Annotated in this window: 13 protein-coding genes and 1 pseudogene; 9 read left to right on the plus strand and 5 right to left on the minus strand. The window is 62.3% G+C overall.

The window, feature by feature from the left end; translation table 11 throughout:
• Positions 1-152 precede the first annotated feature (152 nt).
• Positions 153-1,697: a methyl-accepting chemotaxis protein gene (locus NH14_RS03990; protein ID WP_035521359.1), complete on the plus strand. Its 1,545-nt coding sequence runs from the start codon at positions 153-155 to the stop codon at positions 1,695-1,697.
• A 188-nt stretch (positions 1,698-1,885) separates the two neighbouring features.
• Positions 1,886-2,158 (plus strand): annotated as a pseudogene (locus NH14_RS03995) (penicillin acylase family protein); the annotation flags it as partial.
• 149 nt (positions 2,159-2,307) lie between these two features.
• Here NH14_RS03995 and NH14_RS04000 read toward each other — a convergent pair.
• From NH14_RS04000 to NH14_RS04015, 4 genes are all read right to left on the minus strand, one after another.
• Positions 2,308-3,891: an alpha/beta hydrolase family protein gene (locus NH14_RS04000; protein ID WP_035521354.1), complete on the minus strand. Its 1,584-nt coding sequence runs from the start codon at positions 3,889-3,891 to the stop codon at positions 2,308-2,310.
• A gap of 98 nt (positions 3,892-3,989) precedes the next feature.
• Positions 3,990-5,231 carry a LysR family transcriptional regulator gene (locus NH14_RS04005; protein ID WP_035521353.1) on the minus strand — a complete coding sequence of 414 codons (1,242 nt, stop codon included), beginning with the start codon at positions 5,229-5,231 and terminating at the stop codon, positions 3,990-3,992.
• 111 nt (positions 5,232-5,342) lie between these two features.
• Positions 5,343-5,561 carry a DUF4148 domain-containing protein gene (locus tag NH14_RS04010; protein ID WP_035521352.1) on the minus strand — a complete coding sequence of 73 codons (219 nt, stop codon included), beginning with the start codon at positions 5,559-5,561 and terminating at the stop codon, positions 5,343-5,345.
• 144 nt (positions 5,562-5,705) lie between these two features.
• Entirely contained in the window at positions 5,706-5,969 is a 264-nt protein-coding gene (locus tag NH14_RS04015) for a hypothetical protein (protein ID WP_152617042.1), read from the minus strand.
• Here NH14_RS04015 and NH14_RS04020 point away from each other — a divergent pair.
• The 6 genes from NH14_RS04020 to NH14_RS04045 all read left to right on the plus strand — a co-directional run bounded on the left by NH14_RS04020 (position 5,968) and on the right by NH14_RS04045 (position 14,477).
• A complete protein-coding gene (locus tag NH14_RS04020; protein ID WP_035521350.1) occupies positions 5,968-7,410 on the plus strand; it encodes a sialidase family protein in 1,443 nt (480 codons plus the stop codon). The genes NH14_RS04015 and NH14_RS04020 overlap by 2 nt on opposite strands.
• A 359-nt stretch (positions 7,411-7,769) precedes the next feature.
• Positions 7,770-9,311 (plus strand): flagellin N-terminal helical domain-containing protein, encoded by a 1,542-nt coding sequence (locus NH14_RS04025; RefSeq protein ID WP_035521349.1) that lies wholly within the window; start codon positions 7,770-7,772, stop codon positions 9,309-9,311.
• Between the two features lie 165 nt (positions 9,312-9,476).
• Positions 9,477-11,066: a flagellar filament capping protein FliD gene (gene fliD / locus NH14_RS04030; RefSeq protein WP_035521347.1), complete on the plus strand. Its 1,590-nt coding sequence runs from the start codon at positions 9,477-9,479 to the stop codon at positions 11,064-11,066.
• A gap of 14 nt (positions 11,067-11,080) precedes the next feature.
• Positions 11,081-11,380: a flagellar protein FliT gene (gene fliT / locus NH14_RS04035; protein ID WP_035521345.1), complete on the plus strand. Its 300-nt coding sequence runs from the start codon at positions 11,081-11,083 to the stop codon at positions 11,378-11,380.
• Positions 11,381-11,781: 401 nt separating this feature from the next.
• The gene (gene amaB, locus NH14_RS04040; RefSeq protein WP_035521343.1) at positions 11,782-13,281 is read left to right on the plus strand and encodes an L-piperidine-6-carboxylate dehydrogenase; all 1,500 of its coding nucleotides are present in this window, start codon (positions 11,782-11,784) and stop codon (positions 13,279-13,281) included.
• A 23-nt stretch (positions 13,282-13,304) separates the two neighbouring features.
• Positions 13,305-14,477 (plus strand): NAD(P)/FAD-dependent oxidoreductase, encoded by a 1,173-nt coding sequence (locus tag NH14_RS04045; protein WP_035521341.1) that lies wholly within the window; start codon positions 13,305-13,307, stop codon positions 14,475-14,477.
• A gap of 21 nt (positions 14,478-14,498) precedes the next feature.
• Here the strand turns inward: NH14_RS04045 and NH14_RS04050 are convergent, their stop codons facing one another.
• Positions 14,499-15,704, minus strand: a complete 1,206-nt coding sequence (locus NH14_RS04050; RefSeq protein ID WP_035521339.1) for a sugar transporter — start codon at positions 15,702-15,704, stop codon at positions 14,499-14,501.
• Between the two features lie 192 nt (positions 15,705-15,896).
• On the opposite strand from NH14_RS04050, the gene NH14_RS04055 reads away from it, so the two are divergent.
• On the plus strand, positions 15,897-16,850 hold the full coding sequence (locus NH14_RS04055; RefSeq protein ID WP_035521337.1) for a LysR family transcriptional regulator: 954 nt from the start codon (positions 15,897-15,899) through the stop codon (positions 16,848-16,850).
• Positions 16,851-16,867: the final 17 nt, after the last annotated feature.

The following is a 16,867-nucleotide window of genomic DNA, read 5'->3' on the forward strand; positions in this document are numbered from 1 at the left end:
GCCGCTAAAGTTTTGGCCCGAGATTGCCGACATCGTGGTTGTTGTGCCGGTCGTGTCCGCAGTGTCGTGCTCTGTCGCAATGCCACTTCGATGTTGTGACCGCCCGCATGGATTGCACTGCGAATATTCATCTTGCATCAAGAGGAAGGTCCATGCGCAACAACCAGCCTGTCACGCAAAACGAATACGAATTTCCCGACGACGCAACCTTGATGTCGACGACCGACACGCAAAGTTACGTCACGTATGCCAATGCGGCTTTCATCCATGTCAGCGGTTTTTCGCACGCGGAAATTCAGGGGCATCCCCATAATCTGGTGCGGCATCCCGACATGCCGAAGGAAGCCTTTGCGGACATGTGGGCGACGCTCAAAGGCGGTGAGCCCTGGAGCGCGCTGGTCAAGAACAGACGCAAGAACGGCGATCATTACTGGGTGAGGGCGAACGCGACTCCTGTCGTGCGCAATGGTCAGCCGGTGGGCTACATGTCGGTGCGCACCAAGGCGTCGCGTGAAGAGATCGCATCTGCGGAAGCGCTGTATCGCGAGTTCAGGGAAGGCAAGGCCGGTAGCCGCCGCTTCCACAAGGGACTTATCGTGCGCAGCGGCCTCATGGGCTGGACCAGCGCATTCAAGACCATGCGCGTGCGCTGGCGTATCCGCTCTGCGTTGTTGACGCTCGTGCCGTTGATGGGCGTGGCGGCCTGGCTGCTCGGTTTGCGGACCTACGCGCTCGGCGGCATTACGGGGGCGGCTTTGCTGGCCTCGCTGCTGGTGGCGTTCTGGCTCGAAAGCCAGATTTCGCGTCCGCTCGAGAAGGTGCTCGAGCAAGCGCTGCGCGTTGCATCGGGGGAAAGTCAGAAGGCCGTCCACATGGATCGCGTCGATGAAATCGGCATGACGCTGCGCACGGTCAGTCAGCTTGGGCTGATGTTCCGCTGGCTGATCGACGATGTCAGCGAACAGGTCATCAACGTACAGCAGTCCATCAACGAAATTGCACAGGGTACCGACGACCTGAGCAAGCGCACCGAGCAGGCGGCCGCCAACGTTCAACAGACCGCGACCTCGATGACGCAGATGACGGCCACCGTCAAGAGCAATGCCGAGACGACCCTGCAAGCCAACACCTTGTCGTCGTCGGCCAGTGACGCCGCCGCGAAGGGCGGAGAGGCCGTATCGCATGTGATCACGACGATGAACGAGATCACCGGCAGTTCGAAAAAGATCGCCGATATCATCGGCGTCATAGACGGGATTGCGTTTCAAACCAATATCCTGGCTCTGAACGCAGCCGTGGAGGCCGCGCGCGCGGGCGAGCAGGGGCGCGGATTCGCTGTCGTCGCGGGGGAAGTTCGCGCGCTCGCACAGCGCAGCTCGAATGCGGCCAGGGAGATCAAGGATCTCATCGGTGAAAGCGTCGGAAAAGTCGAAGCCGGTTCAAAAATGGTCGATGAAGCCGCGCGCACGATGGACGATATCGTCGCGCAGGTCAAACGGGTGTCCGACCTGATTGCCGAAATCCGCTTTGCTACCGAGGAGCAAAGCAGCGGCGTTACGCAGGTCGACCGCGCGGTGAGCGACCTCGATACGATCACCCAGCAAAACGCCGCGCTAGTCGAGCAAAGCACGGCGGCGTCGGACAGTCTCAAGCAGCAAGCCGCGCGCCTCGTAGAAGCCGTGAGCGTGTTCCGCTAGCGGCTGGCTCGGGCATGCCGTGCTTGCCCGATTGAAAGTAATCGCTTAATGACTCCACTTGCACCGGGCCTCACGGCACCGGTGCGCCGCCAGGTATCACCGCCCAGTGAAAGCCCCGGAGGAGACAAGCCGTGCCCGCATTCAGATCTCGCAAGCTTTTACTCTGCATCACGTGCGCCGCAGTTGCGGTGTTCGCCGCATTCGGCAGTGTCGTTGCGCACGCAACCGATGCGCCGATGGAATCGATCACAGTCGAAGGCCTCGCGCATCCGGTCGATATTCTGATCGATCATTGGGGCGTACCGCATATTTTCGCGGACAACGAAAGCGACGCCTTTTTCGTGCAGGGTTTCAACGCCGCGCGCGACCGGCTGTTCCAGATCGATCTGTGGCGGCGGCGCGGCCTCGGCCAGCTCGGCGAAGTATTCGGCCCGGCCTACGTGGAGCAGGACAAGGCCACGCTGTCCGGCGAATCAGGCGACCCGGACAGTCCGCATTATCGCGACCTCGCGCAAATGTGGCTCGATGGCTGCGGAAGAAAGCGAAACGCGCAGAGCGCCTTGGAGCCCTGCGCGCAGGTGTTCGTATATTCAGCGCCGCGAACATTGAATCAGAAGTTGCCGAAGAAGCCGCGCGCCGCGACCATGCAGAACGGCGCGACGAGTTCAGCGTGGTAAGCCTGCATGATGGCATTGGAACCGTTATCGGTCGCACCGGCCTGAATCGCCTGCTGGGCGACCTGCGCTTCTGCCTGCGCGAAGCCCGTTTTGACCGAGGCAAACGGATCATTCACGCCAGCCGCGGAATCGACATCGAGGACGCTCGTCAGACCCGGCGCGATATGGGCGTTGCTCCAATAAGCCTGTTCGATCGTCGCGTTGGCGAAGTACACGGTTGGGTCGAGGTGGCCGCCGCAGAGCAGCACCGGTGCGCGCGGCACCCAGTTGCGCAGATCGTTGCGCATGAATGCCTGGCGCAACGGTTGAGCCGGGTGGGCAGCGGGCGCCATCGCAACGGTTGGCGTCGGGTAAGCGCCATCGGGATTGGCAATCTGGTCCTGAAGCATGTTCAGACGATAGGCATTACGCACCAGATTCGATGTGCCGAATCCCGACGCGAATAGCGGCGTCAATTGAGCCGGCGCGAAATGCGGTGTTTGAGGCGGCGTCAGCGACGCGAATTGCGGCGCGGGCGGAGTGCTGCTGAAGAGCTGCGTCTCGGGCAATTTTCCTTTGGCGATCAGCGCATCGATTGGCACCATGTTCGGCAGCAAATTGTCGATGCCGGGCGCATAAGCCGCCTCGTAAAAATCGCCGGGCCGGTTATAGATGTTTCCATACGCGCGCTGGTAGCTCGTGGTCACCAGGGTCGTAAAGATCGTGGAGCCGAGGTCGACTTCGCCCTGGACTAGCGCGTCGGCCATGGCGCCCAGTGCGTAGGGGCCCGAACCGGGCGCGGAGGCGGTGACGCTGACGCCCGCCGCCTGCAGTGCGCGGTGCGCGGCGAGCGCCACATAGCCGCCCTGCGAATAGCCGGTGACGAACAGTTTGCCGTTTTCGCGCGTCGCGCTTCCCAGGCCCGGAAGGGCCATCGCGGTGCGGGCCGCGCGCAATGAATCGATGACATCGCCCGATTGCTGGTCGCCGTTCAGATACGGGTGGTACGGCAATGGCGAGCCAGAGTAACCCGCATAGTTGCTCGCCACCACGATATAACCTTGCGCGGCGTAGATTGCCGCCACGCTAATGCCTTCGCCGGCGCCGTCGCCATTGGCCTTGTCGGTCTGGGTAATGTCGGCGATGTTGTAGTGGCGGTACGTCGTGGTTCCGTGGGCGTATAGCATGAGCGGACGCGGGCCGGTGCAGGACGCGCCGCCGCCGGGAATCATGAGGGCCGCGCTCGACATCGTGGGTTCGCCCGCGCCGCCGATCGTGGCGTAACGGAAATACCGGATTTCGATATCGCAACGCGGCATGCTGGCCACCTGCAGCAATTGCTGGCCCGTCGCGTTGGCGGCCAGCAGCTTCGTGAAGTCGTTCGCGCTCAGGCGCAAGGTTGTGCGCTGCTCGATCAACTGGCCCCGGGAAGAGCAGTTCGCGCCATTGCAGGCCGAACCGGCCTGGACGAGAACACTGGCGCTCGCCAAATAAAACGTCAGCAGTGCCAGACCCGCGTTTCGCATGACCCTTGGCATCGCACGCTCCATCTTTGTTGGTGTTCGGAAAACGGGGCTGCTTTTCAGAGTGAAACGAGTATGGGTGAACCAAATTAAACGCGCGAGCAGCCAATTTTTTATTGCGGGCGCGGCGTGCGGGCGATCTCGGTCGAGACGAGGCGTATCGCGTTGATGAGCTCGTGCGCGGCCGGAGAGGGCGGGCTGCCGGTGCGCGTGGTCAAGCCAATATCGCGGGTCGTGTCGCGCATGGGCACATCGAGCACGGCCAGCATGCCGGAAGCGCACTCGTAATGCAGCTGCTGCGCGCCGAGCACAGCAATCATGTCGGTATGCAGCAGCAGCCCCCGAATAATGGCGAGGTCCGCCGTTTCGACAGTGGGCATCGGCGGCTTGATTTTCGCGCGGCGAAACAGCGCCTCGAACAGCCGCCGCGTGGGCGAGTGGCTGCTTGGCAGCACCCACTGCGCGTCGCCGAGATTTTTGATGGAGAGATCTTTCACCTTGGCGAGCGGATGGTCGTGCCGCGCGAGGATGACCAGATTCTCCGACATCAGCTTTTCGTTTTCCAGGCCGCTCGTGGCGTCGTTCGCGCGCAGCGCGCCGAGGATGAAGTCGATGTCGCCCGCGCGCACGCCCGCGACCAGCGCTTCATAGGCGCTCTCGTCGGTGATCACGCGCACCTTGGGAAACCGCGTGACGACGCGCGCGACCGCTTCCGGCAGGATCAGCGTGCGGCCGAGCGGCAGCGCACCCACCGTGACGACGCCCTGAACGCTGCCATGCAGCGCGGCGACATCATCGGGGACGTGGCGCAAGTCGTTCAACGCGCGGCGCACGTGCAGCAGGAAGGTTTCGCCGTCGGTCGTCAGCAGCAGGCCGCGCGGATGACGATGGAACAGCGGAAACCCCGCGCCGGTTTCGAGTATGCGCACTGCGCTGCTGACCGCGGGCTGCGTGACGTTCAGCGCGCGCGCCGCACTGGGCATGTGCCGGTAGCGCGCGAGCGTTGAAAACAACTGCAGCCGGCGGGTGTTGAGCAGGTAGGCCGGCAAGCCGCCTTGCGGCGTGGCGCGCTTGCGCGATTGGCGCATCGCACACCAGCTTGCCAGCTCGTTGAGTTCGGTGAACACGCGCTCGCTGCGCTTGAGCACCGCCCGGCCCACGGGCGTCGCGACCATGCCCGATGGCTTGCGGTCGAACAGCGGCGCGTCCAGCGTGGTTTCTACCTGCTGCACGGCCCGCGTAATGGCCGACTGGGCACGAAAGAGGGCCGTGGCCGCGCGGCTCACGCTGCCCATTTCGGCCACGCGCAGTACCGCATACAGACACGCGAGATTGGGAAGGTCGTTGTCGTCCATGTCAGCGGTGTTCCATGGACGTCGACTTTACCGGAACGCCAATACTCAAGCTTGCGAGGTGTTTACGCGGGCATCGATTTTATTTATCGGCACGTGGCCGGGGAAAAGCCCTCAATGTGCCGGGGCTTCCGACTTATGCGCAAGTTTCGCTTCGGCGGCCCGCATGCTGGCCTCGTAGTTGTAGTCCGTTGCTTCGTACCCGGCCTGCTTGAGCTGGACATACTCGTTACGAACCTGCGCGCGGGTCAAAGGCTGGTTTTGCGCGGCGAAACTGAGCGCCGGCACAGCGAGAGCCGAAGCGACGGCAATGGCTTGAATCAGGGTTTTCATGACGACTACCTCGGGAACATGGAGCGAAACGACCGGCCTGTATTGCGGTCGTTGAGTGAAGCTTAGGATCGGACGGCGAGGTAATAAATGCCCTCCGGCTCAATTCACTTTTCCCGGTGGAGTAAAAATGCCCGAGCTGCTAATTCACAAACGTTCAGGAATGAGTGAACGCCTGGGCAGGTTTGTTACAAAAAATTTCAGTTCAAGTGCTTTCGTGTGATCTAAATTCAAATGCACTCCCTGCCGATCGACGGAGCCGGAGTACGGCGTTATCAAATTGGTGTGACCAGGTAGCCAGCGGAAAAGGCTGATAGCAAGTCGTGCAATTGCGTGACCGTCGCGCTGGCGATACCCGTGCTGACGGCCCATGGCTGTTGCGGGCCGCATATTGATAAGGAATCCTTCCATGCGACGCAACAAATCTCGGGTCATGCTGCTTGGAGTCTCGGCGGCTGCCACGCTCGCGGTTAGCTCACCGGCCTCGGCCGGCCCCACACTGGTCTCGGGTCCAAGCCCTTTTGCCACTTGCACCATTGGCGGATCACCGAGCAGTACGGTCTTTGTCAATAGCGAGGTCGAGCCGTGGGTGGCAGTGAACCCGACAAACACTTCCAACCTCATCGGCGCCTGGCAGCAGGACCGCTGGTCGGATGGCGGCTCTCATGGGCTCGTTGCCGGCTTCTCCTTCGACGGCGGCCACACATGGGGGCAAACGTCTCTGCCGTTTAGCGCATGCGCGAACGGGCTCGGGTACGAGCGCGCCTCCGACCCATGGGTGTCCATCGGTCCGGACGGCACCGCCTATGCCGTTTCCATCTCGTTCAACAACTCGAATAACAGCAATGCCGTGGCCGCAGCGGTTTCCAGCGATGGCGGTCAGACCTGGGGCAACCTCAGCGTGATCATCGCCAACAACGAGCCTACCTTGCAGTTCTTCAACGACAAGGAGTCGGTGACCGCGAATCCGATCAAGGCCGGCGTGGCGTATGCGGTATGGGACCGGCTCGAACTGCCGAACGGCAATCCCTACGCGAATTTGCATACGGCCGCTTACAGGGGCCCGACATTGTTCTCGAAGACCGTGGATGGCGGCAAGACCTGGAGTTCTCCCGCAGAAATCGTGAAGGTACCCTCGCGGCAACAGACGATCGGCAATCAGATCGTGGTTAATCAGCAGGACGGTACGCTTTACGACTTTTTCGATTTGATCACGCCGCCATTCAATAAAGGCGCAGGCAGGGTAGCGTTCATCAAATCCACCGACGATGGCGCCACGTGGACCCAACCGAAGATCATCTCGACGCTGCAAACGGTCTCGGTTTTTGATCCCAATTCCGGCACGCCGGTACGCACCGGGGACATCATTCCCGAACCCGCGATCGATCCGGCGACGGGGCAGCTTTATGTCGTTTGGCAGGATTCGCGCTTCAATGGCGGGAAGTACGACGAGGTTGCGCTATCGACGTCCGCCGATGGCGGCAAGACGTGGAGCGCGCCTATCCGGGTGAATACGCCTTCGGGACGGCCGGCGTTTAATCCTGCTGTGCGCGTCAACCCGGCTGGAACGGTGGCCGTCACGTATTACGACTTCCGCAATCTCAAGTCCACGGACACCACGCTGCCGACCGATTACTGGCGTACTACCTCGCCGCGCGGGGGCCAGAATTTCGGCAACGAGTTGCATATCGCGGGGTCCTTCGATATGAAAACCGCGCCCTATGCCGAAGGGTATTTTGTCGGCGACTATGAAGGGTTGGGTGCAACCGATACGGCGTTCGTGCCGTTCTTCGTGCAAACGACCGGCAATGTAAACAATCCCACCGATGTGTTTGTTGCGCCCGCGCCGTAAATAGCTCGGCTGGTCAATTACGCGGATCCGCAAGACCCCAAAACCATTTTGGAGCGCGCGGATCCGCGCGCCTATGATCGCCTGCGATCGCTTGCAGGGCGCGGGCTGAGGCGCCGGCTAGATTGCTAATAAAAATCAAATATTTAGCATGTTTTTTTCGGCAATTCGCGCGCCATTCCCAGAGCGCTTTTCCATCCCTCGACTGGCATAAAATCAGATTTTTTGCATACGTCCCTCTAAAGTTCCCTGGTGGACGGTCGTTACCCCAAGCATGGCGGTCGGAACTACGCGTTTGAAAGTCCGCCGACGCCACGGTCGCCGTGGCGCAAACGGGCTCAGTCCCAATCAGGAGAATTTCCATGCTCGGAATCAATAGCAATATCAACTCGCTCGTCGCGCAACAGAACCTGACCAGCTCGGGTAGCGCGCTTTCGCAAGCGATTACGCGCCTGTCGTCTGGCAAGCGCATCAACAGCGCAGCGGACGATGCAGCGGGTCTTGCGATCTCGAACATCATGCAGACCCAGATCAACGGTCTGAATCAGGGCGTGTCGAACGCTAATGACGGCGTGTCGATGGTGCAAACGGCATCGAGCGGCCTGTCGTCGCTGACGAATAGCTTGCAGCGGATTCGTCAGTTGGCGACGCAAGCGTCGAACGGCAGCATGACCAATACGGACCGCCAAGCGCTGCAACAGGAAGTCTCGCAGCAGGTTTCGGAAATCAACCGTATTGCGTCGCAAACGACATACAACGGCATGAACGTGCTGAACGGCTCGCTGGGCAACGTCTCGTTTCAGGTCGGCGCGAACGTCGGCCAGACGATCAACATGAATCTCTCGCAAAGCGTTTCGGCTGCCTCGCTCGGCGGTGGACTCGCGGCGAAAGGCACTGTGCTCGGCACCTACACTGGCCTGAGTCTCGATCCCACTTCGGGCGGCGCTTACAGCGGCACGGGCGCGTCGGTCACCTCCATCAACGTTATCGCTGACGGCAACGGTGGGTTCCAGTTCACTGACCAGAACAACACGGCGCTGAGCGCGGGCGCACAATCAACCCTGTTCAGCGGCGTCACTACGGGTACCGGCACCGCTCTGACGCTGACGACCAGCGGCGCACTCGCAGCGAACAATGGCGCAAGCTACCAGGCGGCCCAGGTCACGGCCGCTAACCAGGCTATTGGCGCGATCAGCGCGACGAATTCGGGCCAGGCAAAGACAAGTCTCACCACGCCGAACCAGTTGGTCGGCCAGTTGACCGGCCTGAACTTGAACGCCGACGGTTCGCTCAATACGGGCGCGCAATCGGGCGCAGCGATCACTTCGATCCAGGTCTACACCGACGGTAGCGGTGGCTACCGCTTTGCGGCGAACAATTCTGACGTTACGCAAACGCCTAACCAGCTTTCGAGCGGCGTGCTAACCACGCTCGGCTTGACCGACACGGCAAACGGGACCGCAACCGATGGCGACCTCTTGTCAATCACCGGGGGCGGTACCTTGGCCCAAGCAGGTGCGTTCTCCGTTCCGGCAAGCTTCCAGAACAATGCCACTACGACGACGTCGATCGACGCTAACAATACCGTTAGCAAAGTGTCCACCATCGACATCAGCACCCAGACCGGCGCGAACCAGGCCATCCAGTCTATTGACAGCGCGCTGAACACGGTTAACAACATGCAGGCAAACCTCGGCGCAGCGCAAAACCGGTTCTCGGCAATCAGCACGACGCAGCAAGCCCAGTCGACCGACCTGTCGCAAGCGCAGTCGCAAATCCAGGACGCCAACTTCGCAGCGGAAACCGCTGCCCTGAGCAAAGCCCAAGTGCTCCAGCAAGCCGGCATCTCGGTGCTCGCGCAAGCAAACTCGCAGCCGCAGCAGATCCTGAAGCTCCTGCAGTAACAAGCGCTTCATGTGAGTCAAGCAGTACGCGCCGCGCGTTCCGCCCGCCATACCCGGGGCGCGCGGCGCTTGCCAACCGGGAGGATCGCCTCCCGTTTGGCGTTTTTAAACCCGAACCGTATTTGAACCGATTCACCCGGCATCGCCGACGCACGGAGCTCCTTCATGTCCACCGTATCCGGTACCTCGAACGCGAATCTGGCCTCCAGCGCCGCAGCATCGGCCAACAGCGCGCTGCAGCAAGCCGCGCAGTCGGTCATCAGCGGCTCGACCGGCAATTCGTCGATGGACGTGAGCTCGCTCGTCACGGCGCTCGTCAATAGCAAGATCGCGGGCCAGGCCGCGACACTGTCCTCGCAGGCGCAACTGGACAACACGCAGATTTCCGCATACGGCACGCTCTCGGCCGCGCTTTCGGCGCTGCAGGCGGGCCTCAGCTCGCTCTCGGACGGCACGACCGTCAACGCCTTCAAGGCGAGCACGAGCGGCACCGGCATCGCGGCCACCGCGACCACCGGAGCGGTGGCTGGGACGTATTCGATCGACGTCGCGCAGATCGCGACCGCGCAGGTCCTCACGTCGAGGGGCTATGGCGCGAGCCAGCCGCTCGCTTCGGTGCCGAGCACGATGACGCTGTCGATTGGCGGCGCGAGCACCACGATTTCGCTGAACAGCAGCAATAGCACGGTTTCCGGCATTGCGGCGGCGATCAATAGCGCGAGCAACAATCCCGGCGTGACGGCCACGGTCGTGAATGGCGCCGATGGCGCGCACCTCGTGCTGCACGCGAACGCCACCGGATCGCAGAACGCCATCAGCATCCAGGTCAGCGATACGGCCTCGGGCGACCCGTTGAACGGCCTGGCGGTGACCGGCAATCCCGGCACGTCGCTCAGCGGCAACGCGAGCGCGACCAGCGCGCAGCTCAAGGCCAACCAGTCGACGCTCAGCAACGTGCAGTCTTCCGGCTCGCCGGCCACACCCAACTGGACCCAGACGACCGCGGCGCAGGACGCCTATTTCACGCTCGACGGCACCGGCGTGACCAACGCGACGAACTCGGTGACTTCCGCGCTCGCGGGCGTCACGCTGAGCCTGAGCGCCGCATCGGTGGACACCACGGGCTCTTCGCCGCAAACGCTCACGATCGCGCAGGACACGAGCTCGCAGTCGAATGCGATCAACAATTTCGTCACGCTCTACAACACGCTCGTGACGACCATGGGCACTCTCACCGCATACAGTTCGACCGCGACTTCGCAGGGCGTGCTGCTCGGCGACTCCACGCTGAACCTCGTGCGCAACCAGTTGGCCTCGATCGTCGCGACCGGCGTGAAGAACGGCAACACCACCACGAGTCTCGCGACAATCGGCGTGACGCTGAACGCCGACGGTTCGCTCGCGGTCGACAGCAGCACATTGAGCAGCGCGCTGCAGAACAACCAGGCTACGGTGGCCAAGTTGTTCAGCTCGACCAACGGCGTGGCCGCGCAGTTGAACACCAATATCACGAGCTATCTGTCGAGCAGCGGCGCGATCCAGACGCGCACCAAGGCGCTCAACACAGACCTGACGAATCTCTCGACGCAGCAGTCGTCGCTGGCGACGTATCGGTCGCAGCTCACGAGCATGTACACCGCGCAATTCACGGCGCTCAATACGCTGATGGCGACGATGAGCAATAACCAGCAATATCTCACCCAGCTATTCGGCGGCCAGAACAGCGCGGGCGCGATGGCCACCAACAAGAACTGACGAGGTCATGGGTCATGCAAGCACTGGCGCAGATCGAACGCATCCGGCAGTTCACGAAAGACATCGAGCAGGCGGCCGCCGTGGGCGAATGGGAGCGCGCGGCGCAGCTCGCGAGCGAGCGCTCGCCGCTGCTTATGTCGCTTCCTGTGCAGCAATCGGCCGGCGCGCTCGCCACGCTCAGGGAAATCCAGGCGATTGATCTGCGCGTCGCACAAGCCGCGCAAGCCGCGCAGGAATCCTTGAGCACGGAATACCGCACGGCCATGCAGGCCACCAGCAACGCCAATCAGTATCAGCGCATCGCTCAGTTCTGAGCGCGGGCGGCGGCCGTCGCCCCAATCGGCTCCGATCGGTATCGATCGGTTACAGCCGCCATCGATTCGTCTCCCGAATTCGCCCAATTCGCCGCACGCCCCCCGCCAATGGGGTATCTCCCGATACCTCGCCCTCTCTGCAGCACCTCGTTGAATCCCCCATTTCCTTGGGCTTGATGACTAAAGCGCATCAGGTCGTGCATAGATATCGGTTGATGCCGCTCCAGTGGCTGCCGACAATGCCACTGCAACTTCAAAACACATCAGTTTCCGATACGAAATTTTCCGGAAAGCAGCGGCTGCGGCTTGCCTTGCCTGGAACATTGCCCGGGCATCGGTCTGCGTGTATAGTCTGTTTCAGCAACAAAATTTCCTATCGGAAACATCGACGAGGTCTCCCAGTGAACGCATCCACCATCCTTTCGGAACTTGGCATTTCCCATCTCGCCGAGGCCGGCGACATCGCCGTGCATTCGCCCATCAATGGCGAGCTGATTGGCCGCGTGGCGAGCCAGTCGGTCGCTGAAGCCGACGCCGCGCTGGCGAAGGCTCACGAGGCATTCAAGGTCTGGCGCAACGTGCCGGCGCCGCGCCGCGGAGAACTGGTGCGCGTGCTCGGCAACAAGCTGCGCGAGCGCAAGGCCGCGCTGGGCGCCATCATCACGCTCGAAACCGGCAAGATCCTTCAGGAAGGGCTGGGCGAAGTGCAGGAGATGATCGACATCTGCGACTTCGCCGTGGGCCTGTCGCGTCAGCTGTATGGCTTGACCATCGCTTCGGAGCGCCCGGGCCACCGCATGGCCGAAAGCTGGCATCCGATGGGCGTGTGCACGGTGATCTCGGCATTCAATTTCCCGGCGGCCGTGTGGTCGTGGAATGCCGCGCTCGCGCTCGTGTGCGGCAACGCGGTGATCTGGAAGCCTTCGGAAAAGACGCCGCTGACCGCCCTGGCCGTCGACAAGATTCTGCAGGACGCGCTCAAGGAGTTCGGCGGCGCGCCAGAAGGTCTCACGAGCCTCGTGAACGGCGGGCGCGACGTGGGCGCGAAGCTGGTGGCCGATCCGCGTTCGAATATCGTGAGCGCGACGGGCAGCACCGAAATGGGCCGCGCGGTAGGCGTGGAAGTCGCGCGCCGCTTTGGCCGCACGATTCTGGAACTCGGCGGCAACAACGCGGGTATTGTTTCGGGCACCGCGGACATGGAGCTCGCGCTGCGCGGCATTCTGTTCTCTGCGGTCGGCACCGCGGGCCAGCGCTGCACGTCGCTGCGCCGCCTGTTCGTGCACGAGAGCGTTTATGAGCAGACCGTGGAGCGCCTGAAGACGTTCTACGGCAAGGTGTCGATCGGCAACCCGCTGGAGCAGGGCACGCTGATGGGACCGCTCATCGACGAGCAATCGTTCAATCGCATGCAGGCTGCGCTGGAAAAGGCACGCAGCGAAGGCGGCAAGGTCTTCGGCGGCGAGCGCCACGTGGTCGCGGGCAACGAAAAGGGCTTCTATGTGCGCCCGGCCATCGTCGAGATGCCCGCGCAAACCGAGGTCGTGCTCACCGAGACCTTTGCGCCCATTCTTTACGTGCTCAAGTACAGCCGTTTCGAGGACGCCATCGAAGCCAACAACGCCGCGCATCACGGCCTGTCGTCGTGTGTGTTCACGACCGACCTGCGCGAGAGCGAGCGTTTCCTTTCGGCATCGGGCAGCGATTGCGGCATTGCCAATGTGAACATTGGCCCGAGCGGCGCGGAAATCGGCGGCGCATTCGGCGGCGAGAAGGAAACCGGCGGCGGCCGCGAGTCGGGCTCGGATGCATGGAAGGCCTATATGCGCCGCGCGACGAACACGGTGAACTTCTCGTCGGCGCTGCCGCTCGCGCAAGGCATCGACTTCAACATCGACTAAAAAATCGCAATCTGGAGCGAGTCGTGAGCGCAAAAGTCGTAATCGTTGGCGGCGGGGTGATCGGTAGTTCTATTGCGTACTTCTTGCGCGCAACGGACCCGACGATTGGCGTGACGGTGATCGAACGGGATCCGAGCTATGCGAGGTCGTCGTCGGCGTTGTCGGCGGCCTCGATCCGGCAGCAGTTCTCCACGCCGCTGTCGATTCAGATGTCGCTGTACGGCATCGAATTTCTTCGCGACATTGGCGAGCGGCTCGCGGTGGACGGCCACAAGCCGTCCATCGACCTGCACGAGGGCGGCTATCTGTTTCTTGCCACGCCCTCGGGCGAGGCCACGCTGCGCGAGAACCATGCGCTGCAAACGCGCCTCGGCGCGGATATCGCGTTGCTCTCGCCGGACGCGCTGAAGCAAAAATTTCCGTGGCTGAACGTGGACGATATTGCTGCGGGCGCCTATGGCGTTAGCGGCGAAGGCTGGTTCGACGGCTATGGGCTCGTGCAGGCGTTGCGCAAGAAGGCGCAGTCGCTGGGCGCGCGTTATGTGGCTGCGGACGTGAACGGTCTCGAACTCGATGGCCGCAAGGTCACACAGGTGCTGGCGAGCAACGGCGAGCGTTATGCCTGCGATACGCTTGTGAACGCCGCGGGCGCGTGGGCGCGCCGCATCGCCGAGATGATGGGCATCGACATTCCCGTGTACGCGCGTCGACGCAGTATTTTCAATGTGTCGTCGCCGGCGCGGCTTGCGAATAGCCCGCTGCTGATCGATCCCACCGGCGTCTATTTCCGGCCCGAAGGCGCGACGTACATCACCGGGACCTCGCCGGGCGAAGAGAACGACCCGAACGATTTGCCGCTCGACGAAGTCGATCACAATCTGTTCGACGAAGTCATCTGGCCCACGCTGGCTCACCGGGTGCCGGGATTCGAAGCGCTGCGCGTCGAGCATTGCTGGTCCGGCTACTACGAATACAACGTGTTCGACCACAACGCGATCATCGGCTATCACCCGGCGATCGAAAACTGCGTGTTCGCCAATGGCTATAGCGGCCACGGCTTGCAGCAGGGTCCGGCAACGGGGCGCGGCGTGAGCGAGCTCATTATCCGCGGCAAGTATGCGAGTCTCGATCTGTCTTCGCTGAGCTGGGCCCGCGTGCTGGAGAACCGTCCCATCGTTGAAAAGAACGTCGTGTAATTCCGGCGTATTTCCCCTTCCTTACCGGACCGGCTGGCTGGCGCTTCTTGACGCTTCCTCGTGCTTGAAGCGCAATGCCAGCCAGCAGATTCCCACGCCCAGCCCGCCCACGAGGCCGCCAAACGTGCCGGTCCACGGCAGCCCGAAATCCTGGGCGATATGGTTGCCCAGCAGCGCGCCGGCGCCAATGCCCACGTTATACAAGCCTGAATAGATCGACACGGCGAGATCCGTTGCTTCGGGCGCGAGTTTCAGGATCCAGGCCTGCATCGCCAGACCGAAACACACGATCGCGCCGCCCCAGACCACGGTATGCACGGAGAGCGTGACGATGCCGAGCGCGCACGGAAACAGGACCAGCAGGCACGAAGCCAGCGTGACGATCGACGCCAGCAAAAATTGGTTCGGATGCCTTGGGAAAATGCGGTTAAAACAAATTGCGGCGGGAATGCCGGCGCTGCCGAACAACACCAGAATATAGGTAATGCGGCTTTCGCTCGCGTGATTGACGCTCTGAATGAAGGGCTCGATATACGTGTACGACGTAAAGTGCGCGGAGACGACGAGAATCGTGATCAGGTAGAGCAGGGCGAGCGTCGGCTTTCTGAATAGCGTGGGCAGGTTCCTGAGCGAACCCGATTGCACGCTCTGAAGCTCGGGCAGGGTGGCGCGCAGCATCAGCAAGACGACGGCCGCCGCGCCCGCGATCGCCAGGAACGTGACGCGCCAGCCCAGCGTTTCGCCAATCACGCGCCCGAGCGGGATGCCGGCCACCATCGCAATCGAGGTGCCCATGGCGAGCAGGCCGAGCGCCTGGCCTTTCTTCGACGGCGGCGCGATTCTCACCACAAGCGAGACCGAGATCGACCAGAAGATCGCGTGCGCGCAGGCAATGCCCAGGCGGCCCGCTATCAACGCGGGAAAGTTCCAGGCGACCGAAGTGACGATGTGACTGCCGATGAACAGCACGAACACGCCGATCAGCAATTTGCGGCGCTCGACGGCGCGCGTGAGCACGGTTAGCGGAAGCGACACCACTGCCACCGTCCACGCATAAATCGTCAGCATGAGGCCGACGTTGGTGGCCTGCATGTGAAGGCTGTCGCCAATCGCGCTGAGCAGCGCAACGGGCACGAATTCGGTGGTATTGAAAATGAAAGCGGAAAGCGCCAATGCGATCACACCCCACCAGGCATGTTCGGAAGGCGCCAGTTCAGGCTTGGGCATACCCGGCTCGGCAAAAAAACGACGAAGGCGAATTATCGCGCGTATTTAGATGTTTACTTCGTGCCGCCGCGCGCAGGGATGAGATCTGAAGCGATCTGGCACGTCGCGCGGGCATGAATGGTAAGCTTGCCGGTGTCAGATCGCCGGGTCCGGACAGTCCCGCGCCCACGCCCACCCTGTTTCTTTCATCAGATGGATACGCTCAACTGCATGCGGATTTTCGTCCGCGTTGCCGAAGAAGGCGGCTTTACGGCCGCCGCTCATCGCCTCGACATTACGACCGCATTCGCGTCGCGCGCAGTGGCGAGCCTGGAAACGCATCTGCAAGCACGCTTGCTCAACCGCAGCACGCGCCGCGTGGCGCTCACCGAAGCCGGCGAGCGCTATTTGCGGCGCTGCGAGCAGATTCTCGCGTACATCGATCAGGCGGAAGCCGAGGCGGGCGATGCGCAAGCGCTGCCGTCCGGGAGACTGCGGGTTCATGCCACCACGAGTTTCGGGCAGGCCTATCTGGTGCCCGCCATCATGCAGTACCAGAAGCGCTACCCCTCGGTTGCGGTGGAACTCACGCTCTCGCAGCACGTTCCCGATTTGCTCGACGAAGGGTATGACGTGACGCTTCAACTGAGTTCGGCGGAGTTGCCCGATTCGGCGCTCGTTTCGCAGACGCTGGGCTGGGTGCATAGCGTGCTGTGCGCTTCGCCCGGTTATCTGAGCGAGCGCGGCGCGCCGCACAGTGTCGCCGAACTGGTGGGCCACGCGTGTCTTCAGTTGATCACGCCGGTTTTCCCGCGTGATCGCTGGCATCTCGAAGGGCCGGATGGCGCGGAAACATTCGAATTGCCGCCCTCGACGTTTCAGGTGAACGTTGCGGATGCACTCGCCGGCGCGTTGCGCGAGGGCGTGGGTATTGGCTCGCTGCCCATGTCGAGCGCGGTGCCCGCGCTGCGCAGCGGCTCCTTGCTGCGGGTATTGCCCGATTATTTGCTGCAGAAGCTCACGGTGTACGCGATGTATGCATCGCGGCAATATCTCGACGCGAAGATCAGAACCTTCGTCGACTTTCTCAAGGAGTTCATTCCGCAGGCGCTCATGGCCGACGAGGCGGCACTGAAGATGCCGGCTCATTGCTCGCGGGCGGCGTAGGGGGAATCGCGGTGGCC

This window comes from Paraburkholderia sacchari, assembly GCF_000785435.2.
GTDB lineage: Bacteria > Pseudomonadota > Gammaproteobacteria > Burkholderiales > Burkholderiaceae > Paraburkholderia > Paraburkholderia sacchari.